Origin of the sequence: Paenibacillus caseinilyticus (assembly GCF_027533645.1) — a bacterium.
In the GTDB taxonomy this organism is placed as follows: domain Bacteria; phylum Bacillota; class Bacilli; order Paenibacillales; family NBRC-103111; genus Paenibacillus_G; species Paenibacillus_G caseinilyticus.
The window spans coordinates 304728-325649 of record NZ_JAQAGY010000004.1 but is presented as its reverse complement, the minus strand read 5'-3'; the positions used below and the strand labels follow the sequence as shown (position 1 = coordinate 325649).

Genomic DNA, 20922 nt, shown 5'->3' with positions numbered 1-20922 from the left:
TTTTTAATACTAGAATTTATATCTCGCCAGGGCTCGATCCTGACTTCTTGTATTTCTTATAAACGCGCATCGTCCTTTCAAGGACGGCGAAGCCGTATATCTTGGTTATAGAAACGACGATAAAATGAACGATCCGTATATGATAAATATCCTTATTTAATAGGAAATACTGCTACTATCCTCGCTAAACTTGAATAAAAATATACGGATAGTATAAAATTGGAGGTGCAATAAACTGGAAATAGAAAGGAGGCCGGAGTGAAGTTATCGTCAGACTGCTGTACGGGACCGGGCGTTAGAAAGCGACCCATGATGATGGAGGTGGAATCGATAATGAACAAACAGCTTATTCCCATCCAAGAGATCACAAACTTTCAATCGCGCTCCGAAGAGTTCTTTCCACTCGGTTGGTATAAGAAAATGCTGACGGACACCCCCGTGTATTATCACGAAGCAACCGATACCTGGAATGTGTTCCGGTATGAGGATGTCAAACAGGTGCTCAGCAACCACGAATTCTTCTCTGCGGAGGGACCAAGAACCACGATCCTGATCGGAGCGAAGAACAGCGAAGGGACCGCACCGGACAAAGTAAGTATCTCGAGTATGGATCCGCCCAAGCATCAAAAATACCGGGCGCTGCTGTCGGCCGCCTTCACACCCCGAAGCCTCAAAAACTGGGAGCCGCGGATCCGGCAGGTGGTAACCAAGTTGATTGACGACATGCCCGCAGGCACTACGGTGGATATCGTCCAATCCCTCGCAGGCCCGCTGCCTTCTATCGCCATGGCTGATCTGCTCGGTGTTCCTTCCAAGGACAGCCATTTGTTTAAGAACTGGGTGGACATCCTGTTCCAGCCTCACCGCGTGGGGGATGAGCAGGAGAGCGAAGCGAGGAAGCAGGCGGCCGCCAAGGAATACTTCCAATATCTATATCCTATAGTGGTGCAAAAGAGGTCCCATCCCGCGGAGGACATTATCTCGGATCTGCTCCAGGTGGAGCTCGAGGGGGAGAGGTTCTCGGACGATGAGGTGGTCAAGACCACCATGCTCCTGCTGGGGGCCGGGATCGAAACGACCAGTCATACGCTCTCGAGTATCTTTTATTCCCTGCTGTACGATGACCCGGCCTTATATGAAGAAGTAAGAAATAACCTGGAGCTTGTTCCGCAAACCGTAGAGGAGATGCTCCGCTACCGGTTCCACTGTTCGAAGCGGCACCGCACGGTGAAACAGGACAACGGTCTTCTCGGTGTCGAACTCAAAAAAGGGGATGTTGTGATTGCCTGGATGAGTGCTGCCAATATGGACGAAACGGTGTTCGAGGACCCGTTCACGCTCAACATTCACCGGGCCAATAATAAGAAGCACCTGTCGTTTGGGAACGGCAATCATTTTTGTCTTGGCGCCCCGCTGGCACGCATGGAATTGAATCTGGCCCTGACGGCCTTCCTGGAGCGGGTTGCCCGGATAGAACCTGTGGAGGCATTCGATTTGGAGAAGAATTTGACGACTTCAGCTCCGGGCCAATCTCTGACTCATTTGCCGATGAATATATACAAGTAAGGGATGGAATGAAGACGATGAGGAAAAGGGTGTAAGACCATCGCCTCAATGAACAAGGCCTGCCGGCATGGCAGGCCTTTTCACTTATTGCTCACCGGATGAACGGCGTACGATAATTTCTGCCGGCAGTACGATTCTGCGGTACGTGGAGGGGGCATTGCCCTGGATTCGTTCGATCAGCAGCTGCATGCCGACGAATCCCATATCATAAGCAGGCTGATTCGCCACGGTCAGGAACGGGTTGTAATCCGGAATGATGTCTGGGTCGTCGAAGCAGGCGACGGCTGTTTCTTCCGGGACCCGGATCTGAAGAGCCTGGAGCGCTCTTAGTGTGTTGACGCCGATGAAATTATTCGCGGCAACAATCGCTGTAGGGAAGTCCGAATCGCGGAGCTCCTTCAGCTTGTCGATAATTTCATTCAGGTTATCCTTCTTGAAATGGGTCTCGATCTTGTAAGCAGGCTGTGGTGAGAGGCCGGTGAGCATCAGGGCTTCGTCGAAGGCCATCTCGCGTTCTCTCGCGTTCGATAGGAAGCCGGGACCGTTGATCAGGGCGATGCGGGAATGCCCCCGCTCCGTCAGATGGTGTACGAGCTGCCTGATGGTGGACGGATTATCACCGGTCACCGAATCCGCGGGCACCGCTTGAACCGTCCGGTCCACATAGACGAACGGGATCCGGCGCTTCACTAGCTTCTTCATATGCGCCGCGGATTCGTCGCCGGTCGGTGCGATCAAGACGCCATCCACACCGGTCGACATCAGCATGTTCACGTATTTCTCCTCTTTGTCTTGATTCTCATCCGTGTTGCCCAAGATGAGCTGATAGCCATGCTGCAGGGCTTTGTCCTCGGCTCCGCGGGCAATGTTGGTGAAGAAGGGATTGGAGATATCCGGAATCACGAGGGAAACCAGCCGCGTTTCCTTGGAGGTGAGGCTGCGGGCCTGCTTGTTCGGCACATAATCCAGCTCGCGTATGGCCTGCTCCACCTTGAGGCGGGTAGACTCTTTGATGGAGGGGGAATTGTTAATGACGCGGGAGACCGTCATGGGCGAGACGTTCGCTCTTTTGGCTATATCATAAATAGTTACCATGGAACACGGGACATCCTTCCAGACCTTACTACTTCTTAGATAGTGATACTACTTAATAATGGGACAAGGACAAGCAATAATCAAGCCCGGAACCGTTGACCTGCCCGGAAGGCTGTGCTAGTATTTTTGTTACCGGTAACATAACGATGCCAACACAAGGGAGAGCAGCCGGAAAGCGGCGTCATCAAGGCTGTTGTGGAGCTGTCAGGATAAGAGGAAGAACTCCAGGAACAAGAGGAGAAGAGGTGGATTCATGCGCATCGATGCCCATCAGCATTTTATAGACTATTCGACAGAAGAATATCCCTGGATTGGGGAGGGGCATGAGGTTCTGAAAAGATCCTTCCTGCCGGGGGACCTGAAGCCGCTTCTCGAATCGATCGGATTCGAAGCTTCAGTCGCCGTCCAGGCGAGGCAATCGCTCAAGGAAACGGAGTGGCTGCTGCAGCTCGCAGAGGAGCATGACTGGATCAAGGGGGTTGTCGGCTGGGTGGACCTGTGTTCTCCGGAGGTGGAGAGGCAGCTGGAGCAGTTCGCCGGGCACCCCAGGCTGAAGGGGGTCAGGCATGTCATCCATGACGAGCCGGACCTTGATTTTATGCTTCGTGAAGATTTCCTCCGCGGCCTGTCCCGCTTGAGCGCCTATGGTCTGACGTATGACCTGCTGCTCTTCGAGCAGCATCTGCCGAACGCCGTCACGGTTGTGAATCAATTCCCGGAGCTGCGATTTGTGCTGGATCATCTCGCCAAGCCGCGGATTGCCGGGAAGTCTGCAGCCGGGTGGAGCAGGGACGTCCGGCGGCTCGCCCAGTCGCCGAATGTATACTGCAAGCTCTCGGGGATGGTAACCGAAGCGGACTGGGGCGGATGGAAGCCGGAGGAATTCACGCCGTTCCTGGATGTGGTCTTCGACGCTTTCGGGCCGGAACGGCTTATGATCGGCTCCGACTGGCCGGTGTGTACCCTGAGCCGCGATTACCGGGCAGTGATGGGGATCGTCACCGGGTACTTGGAGGCGTATCCGTCCGATGTCCGGGACCAGGTGCTCGGAGGGAACTGCGCCCGGTTTTACGGCATAGACCAGGGACAAGCGTAACCCAAGTACGACCCTTAAGTTCAGCGGCTTCGCCGTATCGCAGGAACGCTGTGTGTTTCACGCGGATGACCAATGACGAATCCGGCTTCGATGATGGCAATCTCAAATACGGCAATCTTAAATATAGCAATCCCAAACAAAAGGCAGGGGACCGGAAGCATCCGTTCTCCTGCCTTTTGGGGCTGTAATCACCCTCATCTTGATATGACAAGGTGCGGGGTATTTTGACGCATGCGTATATAACCTCATCAACTTTGTTAAAATAAGCAGGAAAAGGAATTCCACTTCTTGGATTAGGACGTGGAACGGATTAGAGACAAACGATGAAATAGGAGATGGGGTCTTGATTTTCATATTTTACCTTGTTGTAAATATGGGATTCCTATATGTGTTCTTCAACATCCAGCGAAAGCAGCTTGTACCGCTGGAAATCCTCCTTTACTGGTGCCTCAGCTCCCTTCTCACACAAAATTATTCCGCTCTACAGACCATGAATTTCAAGAGCTCTATGATTCCGGACCAGCTCAGCCCGGAATTCGCCCAATTCTTCAACCGAACCGTTCTGTATCCTATACTTGCCCTTTTGTTTCTTCATGCGTACAATGCTTCCAAAAAGGCAGGACCCAAGGTGGTCTGCATTGTTGGATTTTCTTTACTAATGTATGGCTTCGACTATCTGTCCAGTGTATTAGGGGTTTTTGTCCACGTCACGGTGAAGGAGTGGTGGTCAGCAGCTTTCTGGCTGCTTCATAACGTGATTTTGGTCGGAGTGATGAGCATATTTCGCAAAAAGCTTCAGTCCGGAGGTATCCATTAGCCAATGAATTTTCGATTTGACGGAAACGAATGGTTTGTGGTCGCATGCTCCATCGTTTTGTTAACCTGTGTATGGATCATCCGAAAGCATTTCCCGCGTATGCTAATCATCATACTCTGGGTGTACCAATTCACCTTCGTCGCGACAATAGACTATGCATTGGCCGCCACGCCGTTTCATTTGTACGACTGCATGGACAATGAAACCTACGAGCCCATGGCAACATACTCCCATCTATTCCTATATACACCCTATGCGTTCATTTTCCTGTACTACTACGACAAATGGTCAATAAGCAGAGACAAGCGGTTCTTGTTTCTATACCTGTTGCTCTGGACAAGTATTGCCATTAGTTTCGAATGGATCTGTTTGAACGTCGGCTTCCTGGATTACAGCAGGGGCTGGAAATTGTACTGGTCTATTTTTACCTATCCGCTCTCAGCCCTGATCCTGATCCGGGTATATGGGTTTATTCAGAATCAACTGTGCAATCACCCATTTCGACCTCAAGAATAATCTGATAGCAGTTAACGTCGAAATGGAGGAACCCCCTTGTATCCCCATGACCCGCAAGTGACAAAATGCGAAGAAATCCCGGTCGAGTTCCCGCCCCAGTATCAGCCCGGACAGCCTGGATTGGAATTTCTGATGATACCAAGACCTGTTTCGGAGCTGCCGGGAGGCGTCGGACCGGGCAAGCTACAGAATAAGGTTGCGATCATTACCGGAGGGGACAGCGGAATCGGGCGGGCGGTCGCCTATTTATTTGCCCGGGAAGGCGCAGATATCACGATCGTCTACCTCAATGAGCACGCCGATGCCTCGGAGACGCAGGAGAGGATCCGGCAATTGGGCCGCAGCTGCTTGACGATTGCCGGGGATATCGGTGATGAGAACTTTTGCAGACAGGCCGTAGAGATTACCTTGTCCAGATTCGGACGGGTGGATATCTTAATCAATAACGCGGGAGAACTGATTTATGAAGATCATTTGACCAGCCTGACATCTGAGCAGCTGCTGCGGATCTTCCAGACGAACGTCTTCTCCTGTTTCTATTTTGCCAAAGCTGTGCTCCCCCACTTAAAACCGGGCAGTACCATCATCAATACGAGCTCTGTCGCGGCGGACAGCGGCTATCCGGCCATGGCGAGTTACTCCGCCACCAAGGGTGCCATCAATGCACTAACCCGGTCCTTAGCTGTTTCTCTAGCCGAACGGGGCATCCGGGTCAATGCCGTAGCCCCCGGACGAACATGGACCCCTCTTATCCCGTCTTCACTCCCGCCTGAATTTTACATGTTTTACGGGTCATTGAATAATCCGGGACCGGTCAAAAGAACGGCACAACCTTACGAGATCGCTCCGATCTTTTTATACCTGGCATCGCCGGAATCCAGCTTCGTCATCGGCCAGACGATTCATGTGAACGGTGGAGAGTATCTGGGATTGTGAGGATTGCGCCGCAGGCTCAGAACTCCTAAGGAAACCACGCGTAAGCGTCAAACAGCCCCCATCTTGTCTATAGATAGGGGCTTTCGATATTGCAGCTAAGCTTAGGGCCGTTGACGGCAGCTGAATCCCATCAGGTTGGGATGGGGGAGCGGGAGGAGTAACGTTCGACAAGACGGGTATCGACCTTGATCTTGGTCCTCACATCCGAATTCGATGCAATCGACTGAAGCAGCAGTTCGACGGCCAGGTGGGCCATACGTTCCTTCTCTACATGCACCGTGGTCAGCTCCGGCGTCACGATCCGCGCCTCCGGGATGTTGTCGAACCCGACCACCGCGACTTCCTCCGGAATCCGGTAACCGAGCTCTCCCAGCGTCTTGACGGCGCTGATGGCGATATAGTCGCATTCGCAGAAGAAGGCTGTCGGCATCGTGTTCCCGGCGTCCAGATAGGCGGCCAGCTGGCGCTTCAACGATTCCTGGGAGGAGAGGATGGTGGGGGCCACGGAGAATAGGCAATCGGGCGCTACTTCCATCCCCCTCTCCTGCAGAGCGTGCATGAATCCGCTGCGCCGCTCGTCGAAATTATGAATCCGGACATTCGAGGCGATATAGCCGACCGCCCGGTGCCCGGCCTCGCAGAGATGGCTTCCGGCTTGATAGGCCCCCATGCGATTGTTAATCTCGACAAAATGGACAGGCAGTGTCTCAAAGCAGGTGTCGAGCACGACAAGCGGCAGGGACAGTTCTCCCGCAATGAAGGACACTTGAGCGCGGCTCAGGTTGGTGCCGAGCAGAATGATTCCTTCGCTGCCTTTCTCCTCAGAGAGAGAACGCAGTTCCTCGGCAGACGGCTCCGGTCCGATGGTAGTGTACATGAGCGAATATCCGCCCGATCTGCAGCGCTCCTCAATATAGTGGATCAGCTCCCGGAAGAAGGGCTGCTGATAGTAATCCTCGAGCACAATCCCGGCATTGGCGGCAGCAAGGAAGGTCAGCGAACGGGGTCCCCGTTCTGCTGACGGAGCCTTGGATCTGTGGGTATACCCGTGTTCGCTTGCCAGCTGCATAATCCGCCTGCGCGTTTCCTCGCTGATTCCCGGCTTTCCGCTCAGCGCAAGCGACACAGCCGCCTTGGAAACGCCGGCCAGCTTGGCGATATCCTCCATTTTCACCGAAACCCTACCCCCATTTCTCTGTATCCTTCAGGTTGTTTAGTAAGTTTAGTTTATACATCTTCCTTGGTTTATGCAAGATAAGCTTAAAAAAGAGTCATATGTTTAGTTATTATAACTTAAATTAAGTGTATAATTTAGAAAAAAAGATTGACTTATCGTGGAATTCGGTGATAAATTCAAAGAAAATAATGGAATCCATGCATGTCTTCCATTGATTCTTCTAGATTATTAAACTAACGTTTATTTATTGTTTAGTTTGTTTAGTTAACCTAATGGATACAGGAGAGTGACCCATGAAGAAATTCAAGCTGGGCTATGCGCCCACACGCCGGTTTGTGTTCAGTGCCGAAGACGCTTTCCGTTACAAGACGATGATCCGGGAGAAGATCGCAGGCTTCGGGATGGACATGGATATTGTGGACCTGGAGGGACTGAACCCGGAAGGGCTGCTCTATGACGACCATATCGGCGCGGAACAGATCGCAGACCACCTCAAGCGGGAGAACGTCGATGCTGTCTTTTTCCCTCATTGCAACTTCGGGACGGAGGATACGGTGGCCCGTGTCGGGAAGGCACTCGGCAAGCCGGTCCTGCTGTGGGGACCGCGGGATGAATCTCCGCTGGAGGACGGGATGCGGCTTCGCGATACGCAGTGCGGCTTGTTCGCGACGGGGAAGGTGCTCCGCCGGTTCAACGTCCCGTTCACCTATATCACGAACAGCCGGGTGGACGATCCGGTGTTCGAACGCGGCTTCACGAATTTCATTGCCGCCTCGAATGCCGTACGGCACTTCCGCAGCCTGCGCATTCTGCAGATCGGTCCCCGCCCGTCCTCCTTCTGGACGATGATGTGCAATGAAGGGGAACTGCTCGAGCGCTTCGGCATCGAGATTCACCCGATTACCCTGGTGGATATCCAGCGGGCGTCGAAGCGGATCGAGAACGGACAGAGCTCCGAACTCGCTGAGGCTGTGGATTATATCAAGGAGAAGCTGGATTGGTCCGAGGTGACCGAAGCGGATGTCCGCCGTATCGCCGCCCTGAAGGTAGCCATGAAACAGTACGCAGCGCAGACCGGAAGCTCCGCCATCGCTATCCAGTGCTGGTCTTCCCTGCAGGACGCCATGGGGATTATGCCCTGTCTGGCCAACGCCATCCTCACGGATGAGCAGATTCCCGTCACCTGCGAGACCGATATCCACGGGGCCATCACCTCTGTTCTGGTCCAGGCGGCGTCGATGAACCAGCATCCGACCTTCTTCGCGGATCTTACGGTCCGTCATCCGGAGAATGCGAACGGGGAGCTCCTGTTCCACTGCGGGAACTTCCCGGTGTCGTTATCGGTAGAGGAGCGTCCCAAGCTGCGCAAGCACTTTCTGTTCGACGACCATGCCCCCGGCACGCATGAGGGAGAGATCCGGGGAGGGGGCATGACCCTCGCCCGTTTTGACGGGGATCACGGGGAGTATCAGCTGTTCCTGGGCAGGGCCCGCGGGATACAAGGCCCGTACACGAGAGGCTCCTACGTGTGGGTGGAGGTGAACGATTGGCCGCTGTGGGAAGAGAAGCTGGTCCGGGGGCCGTATGTGCACCACTCGGTTGGCATCCATGCGAATGTCATTGCGCCTCTGTATGAAGCCTGCCGGTATATTCCGGGACTGGAGGCCGATCCGGTCGATCCGACAGAGAGGGAGATTGAGGCTTGGCTGCGCGGTGCAGCACGCTAAACAAGAAGGGGAGAATGCCGATGGACACGAGAGCATTGAAAGCCAAAGCCGCCCAGATCCGCATGGATCTGCTGCGCATGATCCACCGGGCCGGGACCGGGCATACCGGCGGCTCGCTGAGCAATACGGATATTCTGACGGCGCTCTATTACCAGGTGATGAAGATCGACCCTGAGAATCCGAAGTGGGAGGAACGCGACCGGTTCGTTGCCAGTAAGGGACATTCCGTCGAATCCCTCTGGTGCATCCTGGCAGACCTCGGCTTCTTCCCGAAGGAGGAGCTGCTGACGTTCAGCCAGTTCGGCACACGGCTGATCGGTCATCCCAACAACAAGGTGCCGGGGATCGAGATGAATACGGGGGCCCTCGGGCACGGGCTGGCGATCTCGGTCGGGATGGCCCTCGCCGCCAAGCGCGACGGACGGCGCAGCCGGGTGTTCTGCCTAATGGGGGACGGCGAGCAGGCCGAAGGCTCCGTGTGGGAGGCCGCCATGGCAGGCGCGCATTACCAGCTTGACAACCTGGTCGGCATCATCGACCGCAACCGGCTCCAGATCAGCGGGCCTACGGAGGACGTGATGGGACTGGATCCGCTGGATGCGAAGTGGGCTTCCTTCGGCTGGCATGTAGTGTCCGCCGACGGGAATGATGTGGAAGAGCTCGTGCGGGTCTTCGAGGAAGTGCCCGCCGCTCCCGCGAAGCCTACACTGGTGCTGGCCCATACGGTCAAGGGCAAAGGCGTTTCGTTTGCGGAGCACGTGCCGAAGTGGCATCATCATGTGCCGAGTGACGAGGAACTGACGCTGGCCTTGGCGGAGCTGTCTGCCGCACGGGAACACGATGAGAAGGAAGGGAGAGTGCTCTAACGATGGCCGAACACGTACCAAGTATACCGAACCGCGCCGCCCATCGGATTCCTAACCGCCAGGTGATCTGCGAGACGCTGCTGGGGCTGGCGAAGGACGATCCGGACCTGATGGTGCTCGCCAGCGATTCCCGGGGCTCGGCGGCTATGGCGCCGTTCGCCGCAGCCTACCCCCGGCAGTTCGTCGAAGTGGGCATAGCCGAGCAGAATATTGTAGGGATCGCTGCCGGCTTGGCCCACAGCGGCAAGAAGCCGTGGGTCACTTCGCCGGCTTGCTTCCTCAGTATGCGAAGCATCGAGCAGATTAAAGTCGATGTGGCATATTCGGCGACGAATGTGAAGCTGGTCGGGATCAGCGGCGGCGTAAGCTACGGGGCGCTCGGGATGAGCCATCATTCCCTGCAGGACATCGCAGTGGCCAGGGCGATCCCGGGACTCGCCGTGGTGCTGCCATCCGACCGGCATGAGACCAGGAGGATGACCGAAGCGCTGGCCCGCCATGGGGGGGGCGTCTACGTCCGCATCGGGCGCAACCCGGTGGAGGATGTCTATGAGTGCGAAGACGGCGAATTCGTGATCGGCAAGGCCGTCACCCTGAGGGAGGGCGGCGATCTGACGATCATCGCGGCCGGGGAGACGGTGCGCGCCGCCCTCGATGCGCAGGAGCTGCTGCAGGGAGCGGGGATCTCGGCCCGGGTGCTTAATATGCATACGATCAAGCCCCTGGATGTAGAAGCGGTAGTGAAGGCCGCCCGGGAAACCGGCAGGATCATCACCGCCGAGGAGCACAGCATCCATGGGGGGCTCGGGGCTGCGGTCGCGGAGGTCGTCGTGCAGCACTGCCCGGTGCCGGTCCGTATCCTGGGCATTCCGGACGAACCCGCTATCGCGGGGAAGTCTGCCGAGGTATTCCGGCATTACGGGCTCTGCGCAGAGAATATGGCGCGGATGGCTCTCAGCATGCTCGGAAGATAGGAGGAGCCCTGTGGACAAAAGCTATCTGCTCACGATAGACCAGAGCACTTCCGGCACCAAGGCACTTCTGGTAGACCGTGCCGGCCGCATTGTCGCGCAGCGCACGGCGGAGCATCGGCAGTACGCCCCCTTCCCCGGCTGGGTGGAGCATGACCCGGTAGAGATCTATGCGAACGTGCTGCAGACGGCACGGTCCGTCATGGAAGAGGCGGCGGCACGGCCGGAGCAGCTGGCGGCCGTCACCTTGACGAATCAGAGGGAGACCGCTGTCCTCTGGGACCGGGTGACAGGACTGCCGGTATACCCGGCGATCGTATGGCAGTGCCGGCGGACGGCCGAGATCTGTCGCAAGCTCAAGGCCGCAGGTCATGAGGGGGAGGTCCGGGCCAAGACCGGCCTCCTGCTCGACCCGTATTTCTCCGCCTCCAAGTGGGGCTGGATGCTCGCCGAAGTTCCGGAGGCAGGGCAGAAGCTGAGCGAAGGCCGGCTCCTCGCCGGTACTATCGATTCTTGGCTGCTGTGGAAGCTGAGCGGCGGCCGGGTCCATGCGACCGATGTGACGAATGCCAGCCGTACGTCCCTGTACGATATTCATAAGCTGCAGTGGGATGCGGAGTTGTGCGCGCTCTTCGGAGTGCCCCTAGAGATTCTTCCCGAAGTCAAAGCCTCGGATGTCATCTATGGGTACACGGACGAGCCGCAGCTGTTCGACGTGCCGGTGCCGATCGCCGGCATCATCGGGGATTCCCAAGGCGCGCTGCTCGGCCAGTGCTGTCTCGAGACCGGCACGGCCAAAGCCACCTACGGGACAGGAACGTCGGTTCTGCTGAATGCCGGCGAACAGCCTCCGGAAGCAGGCGGCGGCCTGGTGCTGACCATCGCATGGGGGCTCGGCGGCAGCGTGACCTATGCCCTCGAAGCCGTCATCCGGACCTCGGGGGATTGCATCAAGTGGGTCCGGGATAATCTCGGGCTGTTCGGCAGCTTCGGCGAGCTCGAGCGTTGGCTCGCCGAAGCGCCGGATTCCGAAGGCGTGTACCTGGTCCCTGCCTTCGTCGGACTCGGCGCCCCTTATTGGGAGCCCCAGGCCAGAGCGGCCGTGACCGGCATGTCCCGCGGGACCGGCAGGGCCCACATTATCCGTGCCGCCTTGGAGAGCATGGCCTATCAGGTCAGGGATGCTGCCGAGCTCATTGCGGCGCAGACGGGGATTGAACTGAAGGGGCTTCATGCGGATGGCGGCGCGAGCGCCAATGAGGCGCTCATGCGGTTTCAGGCCGACCTGCTGGGCCGGCCGGTGTGGCGGTCCTCCGCTGCCGAGCTGTCCGCCATGGGGTCAGCTTATGCGGGGGGACTCGCTGCCGGGCTCTGGACATCCTTGGGCGAGATCGCCGGGCTGGAACGGACGGGCCAAGTCTTCGAGCCGAAGCTGGATGCCCTGGAGCGGGAGCGGAAGTACCGGGGCTGGCGCAGGGCGGTGGCTGCTGTGCTGCACAGCAGCCATGCCGAGCAGGCGGAGGAGGCGGCCGCAGAGGCCTGTGCGGCAGCGCTGCAGAACGCTGTCCCTGGAGCGGCGGGGACGGAACCGCCGGTACAGAAAGGGTTGGGCTGAGGCTCAAGAGACATATAGCATGCTGCCGGGATGAGAGTAAGATCTCTGAACCTCTTAGCCCTTCGCGCTCCCGTTTGGGAGCGGGGAGGGCTTTTCTTTTTGAATGGAGAGCGGAGGCGGAGCTCTTCCCGATTGGAAGAGAAGGGGAAGAACATGCCCGTTTCCCCCCATTGTTATTGATGGGTTGAGGATTTACGATGAGAAGACTTGGAGATCACCTTGGAATGCACACTTCCAATGAACACTTAGAATGAACACTTAGAATGAACACTTAGAATGAACATTTAGAATAGAAAAGCCTAAAGACAAGGAGTGAATGTATGACTACCAGACAAATACCGGATACGCTGCTGCTCGAGGAACGCGCAGGGCACGCACTTCACGCGATGGTGGGCATGGCGGACCGCGATTTTGGGTATGTGCCTTTTTTTAGTGCCAATCTGATGACCGAACCGCCGTTCATGACCCATGGGGATTGGGATTACGGGTCCTCGCACGGCCGCATGGTGGACGGGATGCTGCTCGCCCGGCATATGTCCGGAGAGACATTCGGGGAGGATGTGGAGGCGAAGTATAGGGCGAATCTGCTCTCCTTCTTCAAGGAGGACGGCCTGAGCTACCGGCAGATCAGCCCCAAGGGGCATTGGGAGGCGAACGCCAACCTGATCGACCAGCGCGCCGTCATCCTGTCACTTACCACCTGGTACATGGCCACGGGGGATCCGCAGGTCAAAGAAGCGGCCGACAAGCATGTCGCCGCCCTGAAGCGGATCGCCGTCAAGGAGCGGGATGTCTGGTACTATCCGGCTTCCGAATATACCGAAGAGGGCTGGCCTTCGGCCAACGGGGTGCAGCTGCGCCTCGCACCCGATCCTGCGGCGTTCTGCGGGCGGCTCATTATGCCGCTGCTCAAGTATCATGAGCTCACGGGTAACGGGGATGCGCTGGAGCTGTGCCGTTATTTCAGCGAGCTGATCATTCACCGCAGCGGCGTGTTCAACAAGGACGGCAGCTTCAACGATGCGCTCGCTTACCGGAGCGGACACTTCCATACCCGGCTCGGCACGCTGGATGCCATCGCCCGGTTCGGCGCGTTCCTCGGGGACGCCTCCATGGTCGCGTGGGTGCAGAAGTGCTATGAATGGGCGCTGACGAAGTGCACCTCCTTCGGCTGGACGCCCGGGGATCTGCAGGAGCAGGCGTACGAGCATGAGACCTGCTCCCTGGTCGATCTGATCTCCACCGGAATCACCCTGGCGAAGAGCGGGTATGTGCAGTATTGGGGCACCGTGGAGCGCTTCCTGCGCAACCACCTGACGGAATCCCAGCTGCTTGACTTGAGCTGGGTGAAAGAAGAAGGGGCGAAGCCGGAGAATATCCACGGCTGGCTGACGTATGACCGTGTAGCGGAGCGCACGCGGGGCTCGTTCGCCGGGTATTCGGCGCCGAATGATTTTTGCTGCGATGTCAATGAAGGCCGGGGACACACGAGCGATCTCCAGCTGTGCTGCCTTGGTTCGGGTACCCGCGGGCTGTTCATGGGGTGGAGCCATATCGTAACGGAGAACCGGGGGACGGTAAGCGTGAACTTCCTGCTCAGCCGGGGTTCGGAATGGCTCGACGTCAGCAGCTATCTGCCCCATGAAGGCAAGGTTGTGCTGGAGGTGAACCGGGATATCCCACAGCTGCAGGTGCGCATCCCCGAGTGGGCCGGCTACACCAAGATCCGTTTCTCCCGCGAGCTCGGAAGCTCCGTCACGGAAGGCAGCGGAAGCGAGCCGAGCCGCTGGCAGAGCCGGCACTTCCTGCAGCTGGGGTCCGCGCAGGCCGGGGAACGCATTACCGTCACGTTCCCGCTCTCGCTCCGCCGTACCGTAGAGACGGCGATGAACCAATCGTTCGAAGCGCAGTGGCGCGGAGACGATGTGGTGGATCTGACGCCTCGGGGGACGAAGCATCCGCTGTATAGCGGCCGCAAGGTGTACGACCAGGCGCCGATACGCGAAGGAGCGTACCGCCGTCCCGAGAAGGAATGGACCTGGTGAGAAGTCGTAGAGCGTCGATCGAGAGCGGGGGCTGCAGAGGATGAATACTCTTAAGCAAGGAAGCGTTGAGCATAGAAGTATTTCGCCGATGAACCGGCCAGAAGGGAGGGACAGCCATGCAGCATGAGCAGGTTACGGCCGTATATCTGGTCGAAACGCCTTACTCTCTTGAGCGGGCGGCTGAAGTGATCGCGGGGGAGCAGTCCACCGGGACGTTCACGGCGGTGCCCGGGGAAACCGACTCCCTCAAGGAGAAGCACGGAGCACGCATCCTTTCGGTCGAGAAACTGGAGGAGACGGACTTCCCGTCCCTGCCTGGTGCCAAGTTGCCCCATGGGCAGGACGGGAAGTACCGGCGGGGCTTGGTCAAGGTCGCTTTCCCGCTGCATAACTTCGGTCCTTCCCTGCCCAACCTGATGGCAGCCATCGCCGGGAACCTCTTCGAGCTGCAGGAGCTCTCGGGTCTGCGGCTCGTGGATCTGGAGCTGCCAGCGTCGTTCGAAGCCGCCTACCCGGGGCCGAAGTTCGGCGTGGAGGGGACCCGCCGGCTGACCGGCGTCTACGGCCGGCCGGTCATCGGGACGATCGTCAAACCGAGCATCGGACTTTCCCTGGAGCAGCTGGGTTCGCTGGTACGGGAGATGGCGGCGGCCGGGGTTGATTTTATCAAGGACGACGAGCTCAATGCGAATCCTCCTTACGCGCCCCTGAAGGACAAAGTGAAGGCAGTCATGGCCGAGGTGGAGAGGGCGGCCGATCAGACGGGTCGCCGGGTGATGTATGCATTCAACATAACCGGGGATCTTGACGAGCTGCGCAGGGGCCACGATCTGGTGGTCCAGGCAGGCGGAACGTGCATCATGGTGAGCGTGAACAGTATCGGGCTGGCCGGACTGGCCTGGCTGAACCGGTACAGCGAGGTGCCGATCCATGCGCACCGCAACGGCTGGGGGATGCTGACGCGATGCCCGATGCTCGGCATGGAATTCGCGGTGTATCAGAAGCTGTGCCGCCTCGCAGGCGCCGATCATCTGCATGTGAACGGCCTCGGGAGCAAGTTCTACGAGAGCGATGAATCCGTCATCCGTTCCATCCGGGCTTGCAGGCAGCCGCTGTTCGGCGGATATGAGACCATGCCTGTCGTATCGTCGGGACAATGGGCCGGCACGGCCGGAATCACCTATGAGCAGACGGGGACGACCGATCTCATGCACCTGGCGGGGGGCGGCATACTCGCGCACCCGGACGGTGCGGCAGCCGGCGTCGAGAGCATGAAGAGGGGCTGGGAAGCCGCTGTGCAGGGGATATCCGCCGGTGTGTATGCGCAGTCGCATCCCGTACTCCAGCGGGCGATCGACAAGTTCGGTGCGGCGGGAGGCGGCAGGGGATGAAGCATGAGTTAAGGCAGGGGACAACGATGAAGTCAGACTCCAGCCGTCAGCCGCTGCTCTGCTATTACGGCGATGATTTCACCGGCTCGACGGATGTGCTGGAAGCGCTGTCTGCAGCCGGACTGCAGACCGTGCTGTTCCTGGAACCTCCGGACGAGGAGCGGATTCGGGAACGCTTCCCGCATGCCGATTGTATCGGCGTGGCCGGTGTAAGCCGGTCGATGACTCCGCAGGAGATGGAGGCCGAGCTGGATCCAATCTTCAGGAAGCTGAAGGCGCTGGGTCCGAGGTTTGTGCATTACAAGGTCTGCTCGACCTTCGACTCCTCTCCGGAAGTCGGAAGCATCGGCCGAGCGATCGAGATCGGAACGGCCGTGTTCGGGGCAGGCCGCTATGTTCCGCTGATTGTAGGCGTGCCGCTGCTCGGCCGCTATACGCTGTTCGGCCATCATTTTGCGGCAGCCTCGGGAGGCGTGAACGAAGTATTCCGGCTCGACCGGCATCCGACCATGGCCCGCCATCCCGTCACGCCGATGGAGGAAGCGGACCTGCGGCTGCATTTGGGCCGCCAGACCCAGCTGACGGCCGCTTCCATGGATATCCGCGCCTTGGGCGGGGCTTTCCCGGAAGTGGAGCGGCGTCTGGATGCGCTGCTTCAGCACTCCCCCGGCGTAGTGCTGTACGACGTCCTAGACGAGAGCAGACTGGCTGCGGCGGGGCGGCTGATCTGGGAGGAGGCGGGGAGAACCGGCGGCGGGCCGCTGTTCGCCGCCGGTTCCTCCGGCATCGAATACGCGCTGACCGCCTATCTGCGCGAGTCCGGGCAGCTGCAGGCGTCTTCGCCCCCGGGTTCAGCGGGGGGGCTCGGCCGGGCCGAGCCGCTGCTTGTGGTCTCGGGCAGCTGCTCGCCCGTCACCGCCGCACAAATCTCCCGGGCCATGGCGTCCGGCTTCACCGGCATTCGTGTTCCTGTGCCGGCGCTCTGCGGGCCGGACGGCGGCCTGAAGGCGGCCCGCAGTCTGCTGGCGGCTTCCTTGGCATGCCTGCGGGAAGGCCGGAGCGTGGTGCTGTATACGGCTGCGGGTCCCGGGGATCCCGCTGTCCAGGAAGCCCAGGAGCTGGCAGCATCCCTCGGCATCGCGCCGCAGGAGTGGAGCCGTCTGCTCGGCGGCCGGCTGGGTGCTCTGGCCCGCGAGCTGATCCTGGCAGCGGGTCTGAAGCGCATCGTGATCGCAGGCGGGGATACGTCGGGTTACGTCACCCGCGGACTTGGCATCCATGCGCTCGAATGGCTGGCTGCCACAGCCCCCGGCGCCCCCGTATGCCGGGCACACAGTCAGGACGCACGGCTCGATGGGCTGCAGCTGGTCCTGAAGGGCGGACAGATGGGGGGCGAAGACTTTCTAGCGGAAGTGCTTCAAGGCGGAAGGTTGGAACACAGCGGGCAACTTGGACAGGAGGAACGGCCGTGATGAAGAGTACCGGTACCCAATGGATTCCTGATAGGAATCAAAGTCAGACGGAAGATACGGCGGACACTTGGGCGGACGATTGGAAAAATCCGCTGATGCTCGGACGCGGAACGGAGAGGCCGCATGCGCTCTCGGTACCCTACCCTGACGAGCTGTCGGCCCTGCGCGGGGAGAAGGAAGCGTCGTCTTATGTGCTGCCGTTGAACGGGGTATGGCGCTTTTATTATGCGGGCAGTCCGCAGGAAACTCCTGACGCGTGTGAGCTGCCGGGGTATGACGACACGCAGTGGGATGACATCCCCGTGCCCTCGAACTGGCAGCTGCACGGGTACGGGATCCCGCATTATTCCAGCTGTCCGTACCCTTTCCCGGTCGATCCGCCGCATGTGCCCCGCCTGAATCCGACCGGCATCTACCGCCGCCGCTTCCGGCAGCCGCAAGACTGGACCTCGAGGAGGACGCTGCTCGTGTTCGAAGGCGTGGATGCCGCCTTCCATGTCCATGTGAACGGAGTGCCCGCAGGCTACGGCCAGGGCAGCCATTACCATCATGAATTCGACATCACATCGTACCTGAAGCCGGGAGAGAATACGATCGTCGTCCGTGTGTACCAGTGGTGTGCGGGCAGCTATTTGGAGGATCAGGACAAATGGCGGATGAGCGGCATTTTTCGCGACGTGTACCTGGTCTCCGTTCCGCCGGCGGGACTCTCGGACGCTTGCGTCCAGGCGGTTCCGGTGGGCTCCGAAGAGGGAGAGCTGAAGATCGCCGTGTCGATGATCCGCCGTGACGAGAGACTGCGGCATGGCAGCACTCTGCAGCTGAAGCTGTTCGATGAAGAGGGAGCGCTGATTCATGAATGCTCCTTGGACGACATCGACCTCAGCCTGCACCCGCAGGAGGTCCGTGAGCTTGGGACCACGGTTCGCTTATCCGGGGTGCGCAGGTGGTCGGCGGAGACCCCCCATCTGTATACGCTCCTACTGATCATCAGGGATTCGGATGATGCCGTGCAGGAGGTGCGGAGGGTGCCGGCCGGCTTCCGGGACATTGCTGTCAAGGACGGGAAGCTGCTCGTGAGCGGAACGCCGGTCATCTTGAAGGGCGTGAACCGCAACGAGTTCGATCCGGAACTCGGCTTCGCCGTAACGTACGCATCGATGATCCGCGATATTGAGCTGATGAAGCAGCATAACATCAATACGGTGCGCACCTCGCATTACCCGAACGATACGCGCTGGCTTGACCTGTGCGACCGCTACGGGCTGTACGTCATCGACGAGGCCGATCTCGAGACACACGGCTTCGTTCTGGCGGGAGGGGATGAGAGCCGGCTGTCGGACGATCCTGCTTGGAGGGCGCCTTATGTGGACCGTATGGTCCGGCTCGTGGAGCGCGATAAGAACCATCCGTCGGTCATCCTCTGGTCGCTCGGCAACGAATCCGGTTACGGGAGCAATCACGATGCCATGGCGGAGTGGGTCAGGGGACGCGATCCTTCAAGGCCGATTCATTACGAAAGAGCTTATGAAGCGCCCCTGGTCGACATCGTCAGCTCCATGTACCCTTCGGTCAGCATGCTGGAGGACGAGGGGAAGAAGGACGATCCCCGTCCGTATCTTATGGTGGAATTCGGACATGCGATGGGCAACGCACTTGGGAACCAGAAGGAATACTGGGACGCGGTGTACCGGTACACGAGATTGCTTGGCGGCTTGATCTGGGAGTGGACGGATATGGGCCTGCGCCGGAAGGATGCGGGAGACCTCCCGGCCTATGCGTATGGGGGCGATTATGGGGAGGAACCGCACAGCGGGCACTTCTGCATCGATGGTCTGCTGTTTCCTGACCGGACGATCAAGCCGGCTCTCCTCGAATTCAAAAAGGCGATCGAGCCCGTTATTGTCGCATGGGAGGATCCCGGACAGGGGTCTGTGAGAGTAACGAACCGCTATGATTTTCTTGATCTGTCGCATCTGCGCGCAGAGTGGAGTCTCTTCTGCGATAACGACGTACTGGAGAGCGGGGAACTGATGGAACTCGCCGTCCCGCCGGGCGGGGAGCGGACGGTCCGGGTTCCTTATCTGGATGGTCTCGGACGAAGGGAAGGCGAATATTGGCTGCACATCCGATTCGTCCTGAAGGAAGACACGCTGTGGGCGCCAGCCGGGCATGAGGTGGCCTGGGGTGACCTGCTGATGGGGCAGGCTGGGACAGTGTTCAAGGCGGCAGGGGAAGGAAGTCCGCCACCCCCCCGATCGGAAGGTGAGGGAAGTCCGCCACCCCTCCGATCGGAAGGTGAGGGAAGTCCGCCACCCCTCCGATCGGAAGGTGAGGGAAGTCCGCCACCCCTCCGATCGGAAGGTGAGGGAAGTCCGCCACCCCTCCGATCGGAAGGTGAAGGAAGTCCGCCACCCCTCCGATCGGAAGGTGAGGGAAGTCTGCCACCCCACCTGTCGGAAGGTGAGGGAAGTCTGCCGCTTCTCCTATCGGCAGGCCCCGAAGTACCGCGTAAGGCTGTGGGCGCCGGAACGCCGCCTCCGCTCATGGCTGAGCTGGAGGGGGCTGCTCTTAAGGTGAAGGGCGCCGATTTTACAGTAAAATTCTCCATGGATACGGGGCATGTGACGGACTGGTACAGCCAGGGAGTGTCTATTCTACAGGACGGACCCGCCGTCTGCCTGTGGCGCGCGCCCGTCGATAATGATGTTCATCTGGCGAAGGAGTGGCGTAAGGCCAAGTACGACAAGCTGGCTTGCGAAGTCCGCAGCATCGCCTATCGTACGGCTCAGGATGAAGCGGTGCAGGTTCGCGTACGCCAAGTGCTTGGCGCCAAAGGGGAGGCTGTCGCATTCACCGCGGAGACGCTGTATACGCTGTATGGCACCGGCGTACTGACCGTGGATGTCAGGCTCACGCCGGCGCGGGAGGCGCTGCCGTCCCTGCCTCGCTTCGGGGTGATGCTGGCTCTGCCAGAGGCTTACGACCGGATATCCTGGTTCGGCCGGGGACCCCATGAATGCTATCCCGACCGCAAGGAAAGCGGGAAGCTTGGCGTATACTCCGGCTCCGTGGCGGAGCAGTTCGTCCCTTACATCAAGCCGCAGGAGAACGGAAACAAGGCGGATGTGCGGTGGGCGGCGGTTACGAATGAATCCGGAGCCGGTCTGCTGATCGCGGGAATGCCGCTGGTCGATGTGACCGCCCGCCAGGTGGCGCCCGGGCCGCTCGCTTCCGTCAAGCACCGGGAGCAACTCGTACGGGCCGACCGGACGTACGTCCACATCGACAGCCGGCAGAGCGGGCTGGGCAACCACAGCTGCGGATACGCGCCAACGCTTGAGGAATATCTGCTTCCGGCCGGGGAGGAGCGGAGGCTGCAGTTCCGGCTGACGCCGATGATTCCCGGGATGGAGCCCATGACGGCCGCCAAGGGCGGGCCGGAAGCGATCGAGTGGGTTGATTAAGCGAAGCCCTAGAGGTACAGGACGCTGCGATAACCGGCGAAGGGCAATCCAATGGATGCGAAGCCGATTAGAAAAAGTGGTTAGGATGAGAAAGGTTAGATAGGAAAGGTTGATAAGAAAGGTTCGAAGGGAAAGGTTAGATAAGAGTGGTTAGATGAGCGAAGT

14 protein-coding genes are annotated in these 20922 nt (G+C 58.9%); 12 read left to right on the top strand and 2 right to left on the bottom strand.

The features are described from left to right. The first annotated feature begins 333 nt into the window (after nucleotides 1–333). Nucleotides 334–1566 carry a cytochrome P450 gene (locus O9H32_RS08765; protein ID WP_269865617.1) on the top strand — a complete coding sequence of 411 codons (1233 nt, stop codon included), beginning with the start codon at nucleotides 334–336 and terminating at the stop codon, nucleotides 1564–1566. Between the two features lie 84 nt (nucleotides 1567–1650). Here the strand turns inward: O9H32_RS08765 and O9H32_RS08760 are convergent, their stop codons facing one another. Further along, on the bottom strand, nucleotides 1651–2661 hold the full coding sequence (locus tag O9H32_RS08760; protein ID WP_269865616.1) for a LacI family DNA-binding transcriptional regulator: 1011 nt from the start codon (nucleotides 2659–2661) through the stop codon (nucleotides 1651–1653). 253 nt (nucleotides 2662–2914) lie between these two features. On the opposite strand from O9H32_RS08760, the gene O9H32_RS08755 reads away from it, so the two are divergent. The 3 genes from O9H32_RS08755 to O9H32_RS08745 all read left to right on the top strand — a co-directional run bounded on the left by O9H32_RS08755 (nucleotide 2915) and on the right by O9H32_RS08745 (nucleotide 6026). After that, nucleotides 2915–3757 (top strand): amidohydrolase family protein, encoded by an 843-nt coding sequence (locus tag O9H32_RS08755; RefSeq protein WP_269865615.1) that lies wholly within the window; start codon nucleotides 2915–2917, stop codon nucleotides 3755–3757. 343 nt (nucleotides 3758–4100) lie between these two features. Continuing rightward, nucleotides 4101–4574, top strand: a complete 474-nt coding sequence (locus O9H32_RS08750) for a hypothetical protein (protein ID WP_269865614.1) — start codon at nucleotides 4101–4103, stop codon at nucleotides 4572–4574. Between the two features lie 648 nt (nucleotides 4575–5222). Next, the gene (locus O9H32_RS08745; protein WP_269865613.1) at nucleotides 5223–6026 is read left to right on the top strand and encodes an SDR family oxidoreductase; all 804 of its coding nucleotides are present in this window, start codon (nucleotides 5223–5225) and stop codon (nucleotides 6024–6026) included. Between the two features lie 130 nt (nucleotides 6027–6156). On the opposite strand, the gene O9H32_RS08740 is transcribed toward O9H32_RS08745, so the two are convergent. Next, on the bottom strand, nucleotides 6157–7200 hold the full coding sequence (locus tag O9H32_RS08740; protein WP_269865612.1) for a LacI family DNA-binding transcriptional regulator: 1044 nt from the start codon (nucleotides 7198–7200) through the stop codon (nucleotides 6157–6159). Between the two features lie 296 nt (nucleotides 7201–7496). Between O9H32_RS08740 and O9H32_RS08735 the strand changes: the two genes are divergently transcribed. The 8 genes from O9H32_RS08735 (at nucleotide 7497) to O9H32_RS08700 (ending at nucleotide 20757) form a co-directional block, all read left to right on the top strand. Next, nucleotides 7497–8930 (top strand): L-fucose/L-arabinose isomerase family protein, encoded by a 1434-nt coding sequence (locus tag O9H32_RS08735; protein ID WP_269865611.1) that lies wholly within the window; start codon nucleotides 7497–7499, stop codon nucleotides 8928–8930. Nucleotides 8931–8950: 20 nt separating this feature from the next. Beyond that, a complete protein-coding gene (locus O9H32_RS08730; RefSeq protein ID WP_269865610.1) occupies nucleotides 8951–9796 on the top strand; it encodes a transketolase in 846 nt (281 codons plus the stop codon). A 2-nt stretch (nucleotides 9797–9798) separates the two neighbouring features. Beyond that, nucleotides 9799–10770: a transketolase family protein gene (locus O9H32_RS08725; RefSeq protein WP_269865609.1), complete on the top strand. Its 972-nt coding sequence runs from the start codon at nucleotides 9799–9801 to the stop codon at nucleotides 10768–10770. Between the two features lie 10 nt (nucleotides 10771–10780). Then, nucleotides 10781–12382, top strand: coding sequence for an FGGY family carbohydrate kinase (locus tag O9H32_RS08720; RefSeq protein ID WP_269865608.1), 1602 nt, complete (start codon nucleotides 10781–10783; stop codon nucleotides 12380–12382). A gap of 320 nt (nucleotides 12383–12702) precedes the next feature. Beyond that, nucleotides 12703–14427, top strand: coding sequence for a glycoside hydrolase family protein (locus tag O9H32_RS08715; protein ID WP_269865607.1), 1725 nt, complete (start codon nucleotides 12703–12705; stop codon nucleotides 14425–14427). Between the two features lie 116 nt (nucleotides 14428–14543). Continuing rightward, on the top strand, nucleotides 14544–15818 hold the full coding sequence (locus O9H32_RS08710; RefSeq protein ID WP_269865606.1) for a ribulose-bisphosphate carboxylase large subunit family protein: 1275 nt from the start codon (nucleotides 14544–14546) through the stop codon (nucleotides 15816–15818). After that, on the top strand, nucleotides 15815–17290 hold the full coding sequence (locus O9H32_RS08705; protein ID WP_269865605.1) for a four-carbon acid sugar kinase family protein: 1476 nt from the start codon (nucleotides 15815–15817) through the stop codon (nucleotides 17288–17290). Before O9H32_RS08710 ends, O9H32_RS08705 begins: the two co-directional genes overlap by 4 nt. Next, complete coding sequence (locus O9H32_RS08700) at nucleotides 17290–20757, top strand: glycoside hydrolase family 2 TIM barrel-domain containing protein (RefSeq protein ID WP_269865699.1); 3468 nt, start codon at nucleotides 17290–17292, stop codon at nucleotides 20755–20757. The genes O9H32_RS08705 and O9H32_RS08700 overlap by 1 nt, the downstream gene beginning before the upstream one ends. Nucleotides 20758–20922: the final 165 nt, after the last annotated feature.

What these genes read in the sequence shown, in the direction of transcription:
- O9H32_RS08765 (WP_269865617.1), top strand. Translation starts at nt 334, where the DNA reads ATGAACAAACAGCTTATTCCCATCCAAGAGATCACAAACTTTCAATCG.
- O9H32_RS08760 (WP_269865616.1), bottom strand. Translation starts at nt 2,661, where the DNA reads ATGGTAACTATTTATGATATAGCCAAAAGAGCGAACGTCTCGCCCATG.
- O9H32_RS08755 (WP_269865615.1), top strand. Translation starts at nt 2,915, where the DNA reads ATGCGCATCGATGCCCATCAGCATTTTATAGACTATTCGACAGAAGAA.
- O9H32_RS08745 (WP_269865613.1), top strand. Translation starts at nt 5,223, where the DNA reads ATGATACCAAGACCTGTTTCGGAGCTGCCGGGAGGCGTCGGACCGGGC.
- O9H32_RS08735 (WP_269865611.1), top strand. Translation starts at nt 7,497, where the DNA reads ATGAAGAAATTCAAGCTGGGCTATGCGCCCACACGCCGGTTTGTGTTC.
- O9H32_RS08730 (WP_269865610.1), top strand. Translation starts at nt 8,951, where the DNA reads ATGGACACGAGAGCATTGAAAGCCAAAGCCGCCCAGATCCGCATGGAT.
- O9H32_RS08725 (WP_269865609.1), top strand. Translation starts at nt 9,799, where the DNA reads ATGGCCGAACACGTACCAAGTATACCGAACCGCGCCGCCCATCGGATT.
- O9H32_RS08715 (WP_269865607.1), top strand. Translation starts at nt 12,703, where the DNA reads ATGACTACCAGACAAATACCGGATACGCTGCTGCTCGAGGAACGCGCA.
- O9H32_RS08710 (WP_269865606.1), top strand. Translation starts at nt 14,544, where the DNA reads ATGCAGCATGAGCAGGTTACGGCCGTATATCTGGTCGAAACGCCTTAC.
- O9H32_RS08705 (WP_269865605.1), top strand. Translation starts at nt 15,815, where the DNA reads ATGAAGCATGAGTTAAGGCAGGGGACAACGATGAAGTCAGACTCCAGC.
- O9H32_RS08700 (WP_269865699.1), top strand. Translation starts at nt 17,290, where the DNA reads ATGAAGAGTACCGGTACCCAATGGATTCCTGATAGGAATCAAAGTCAG.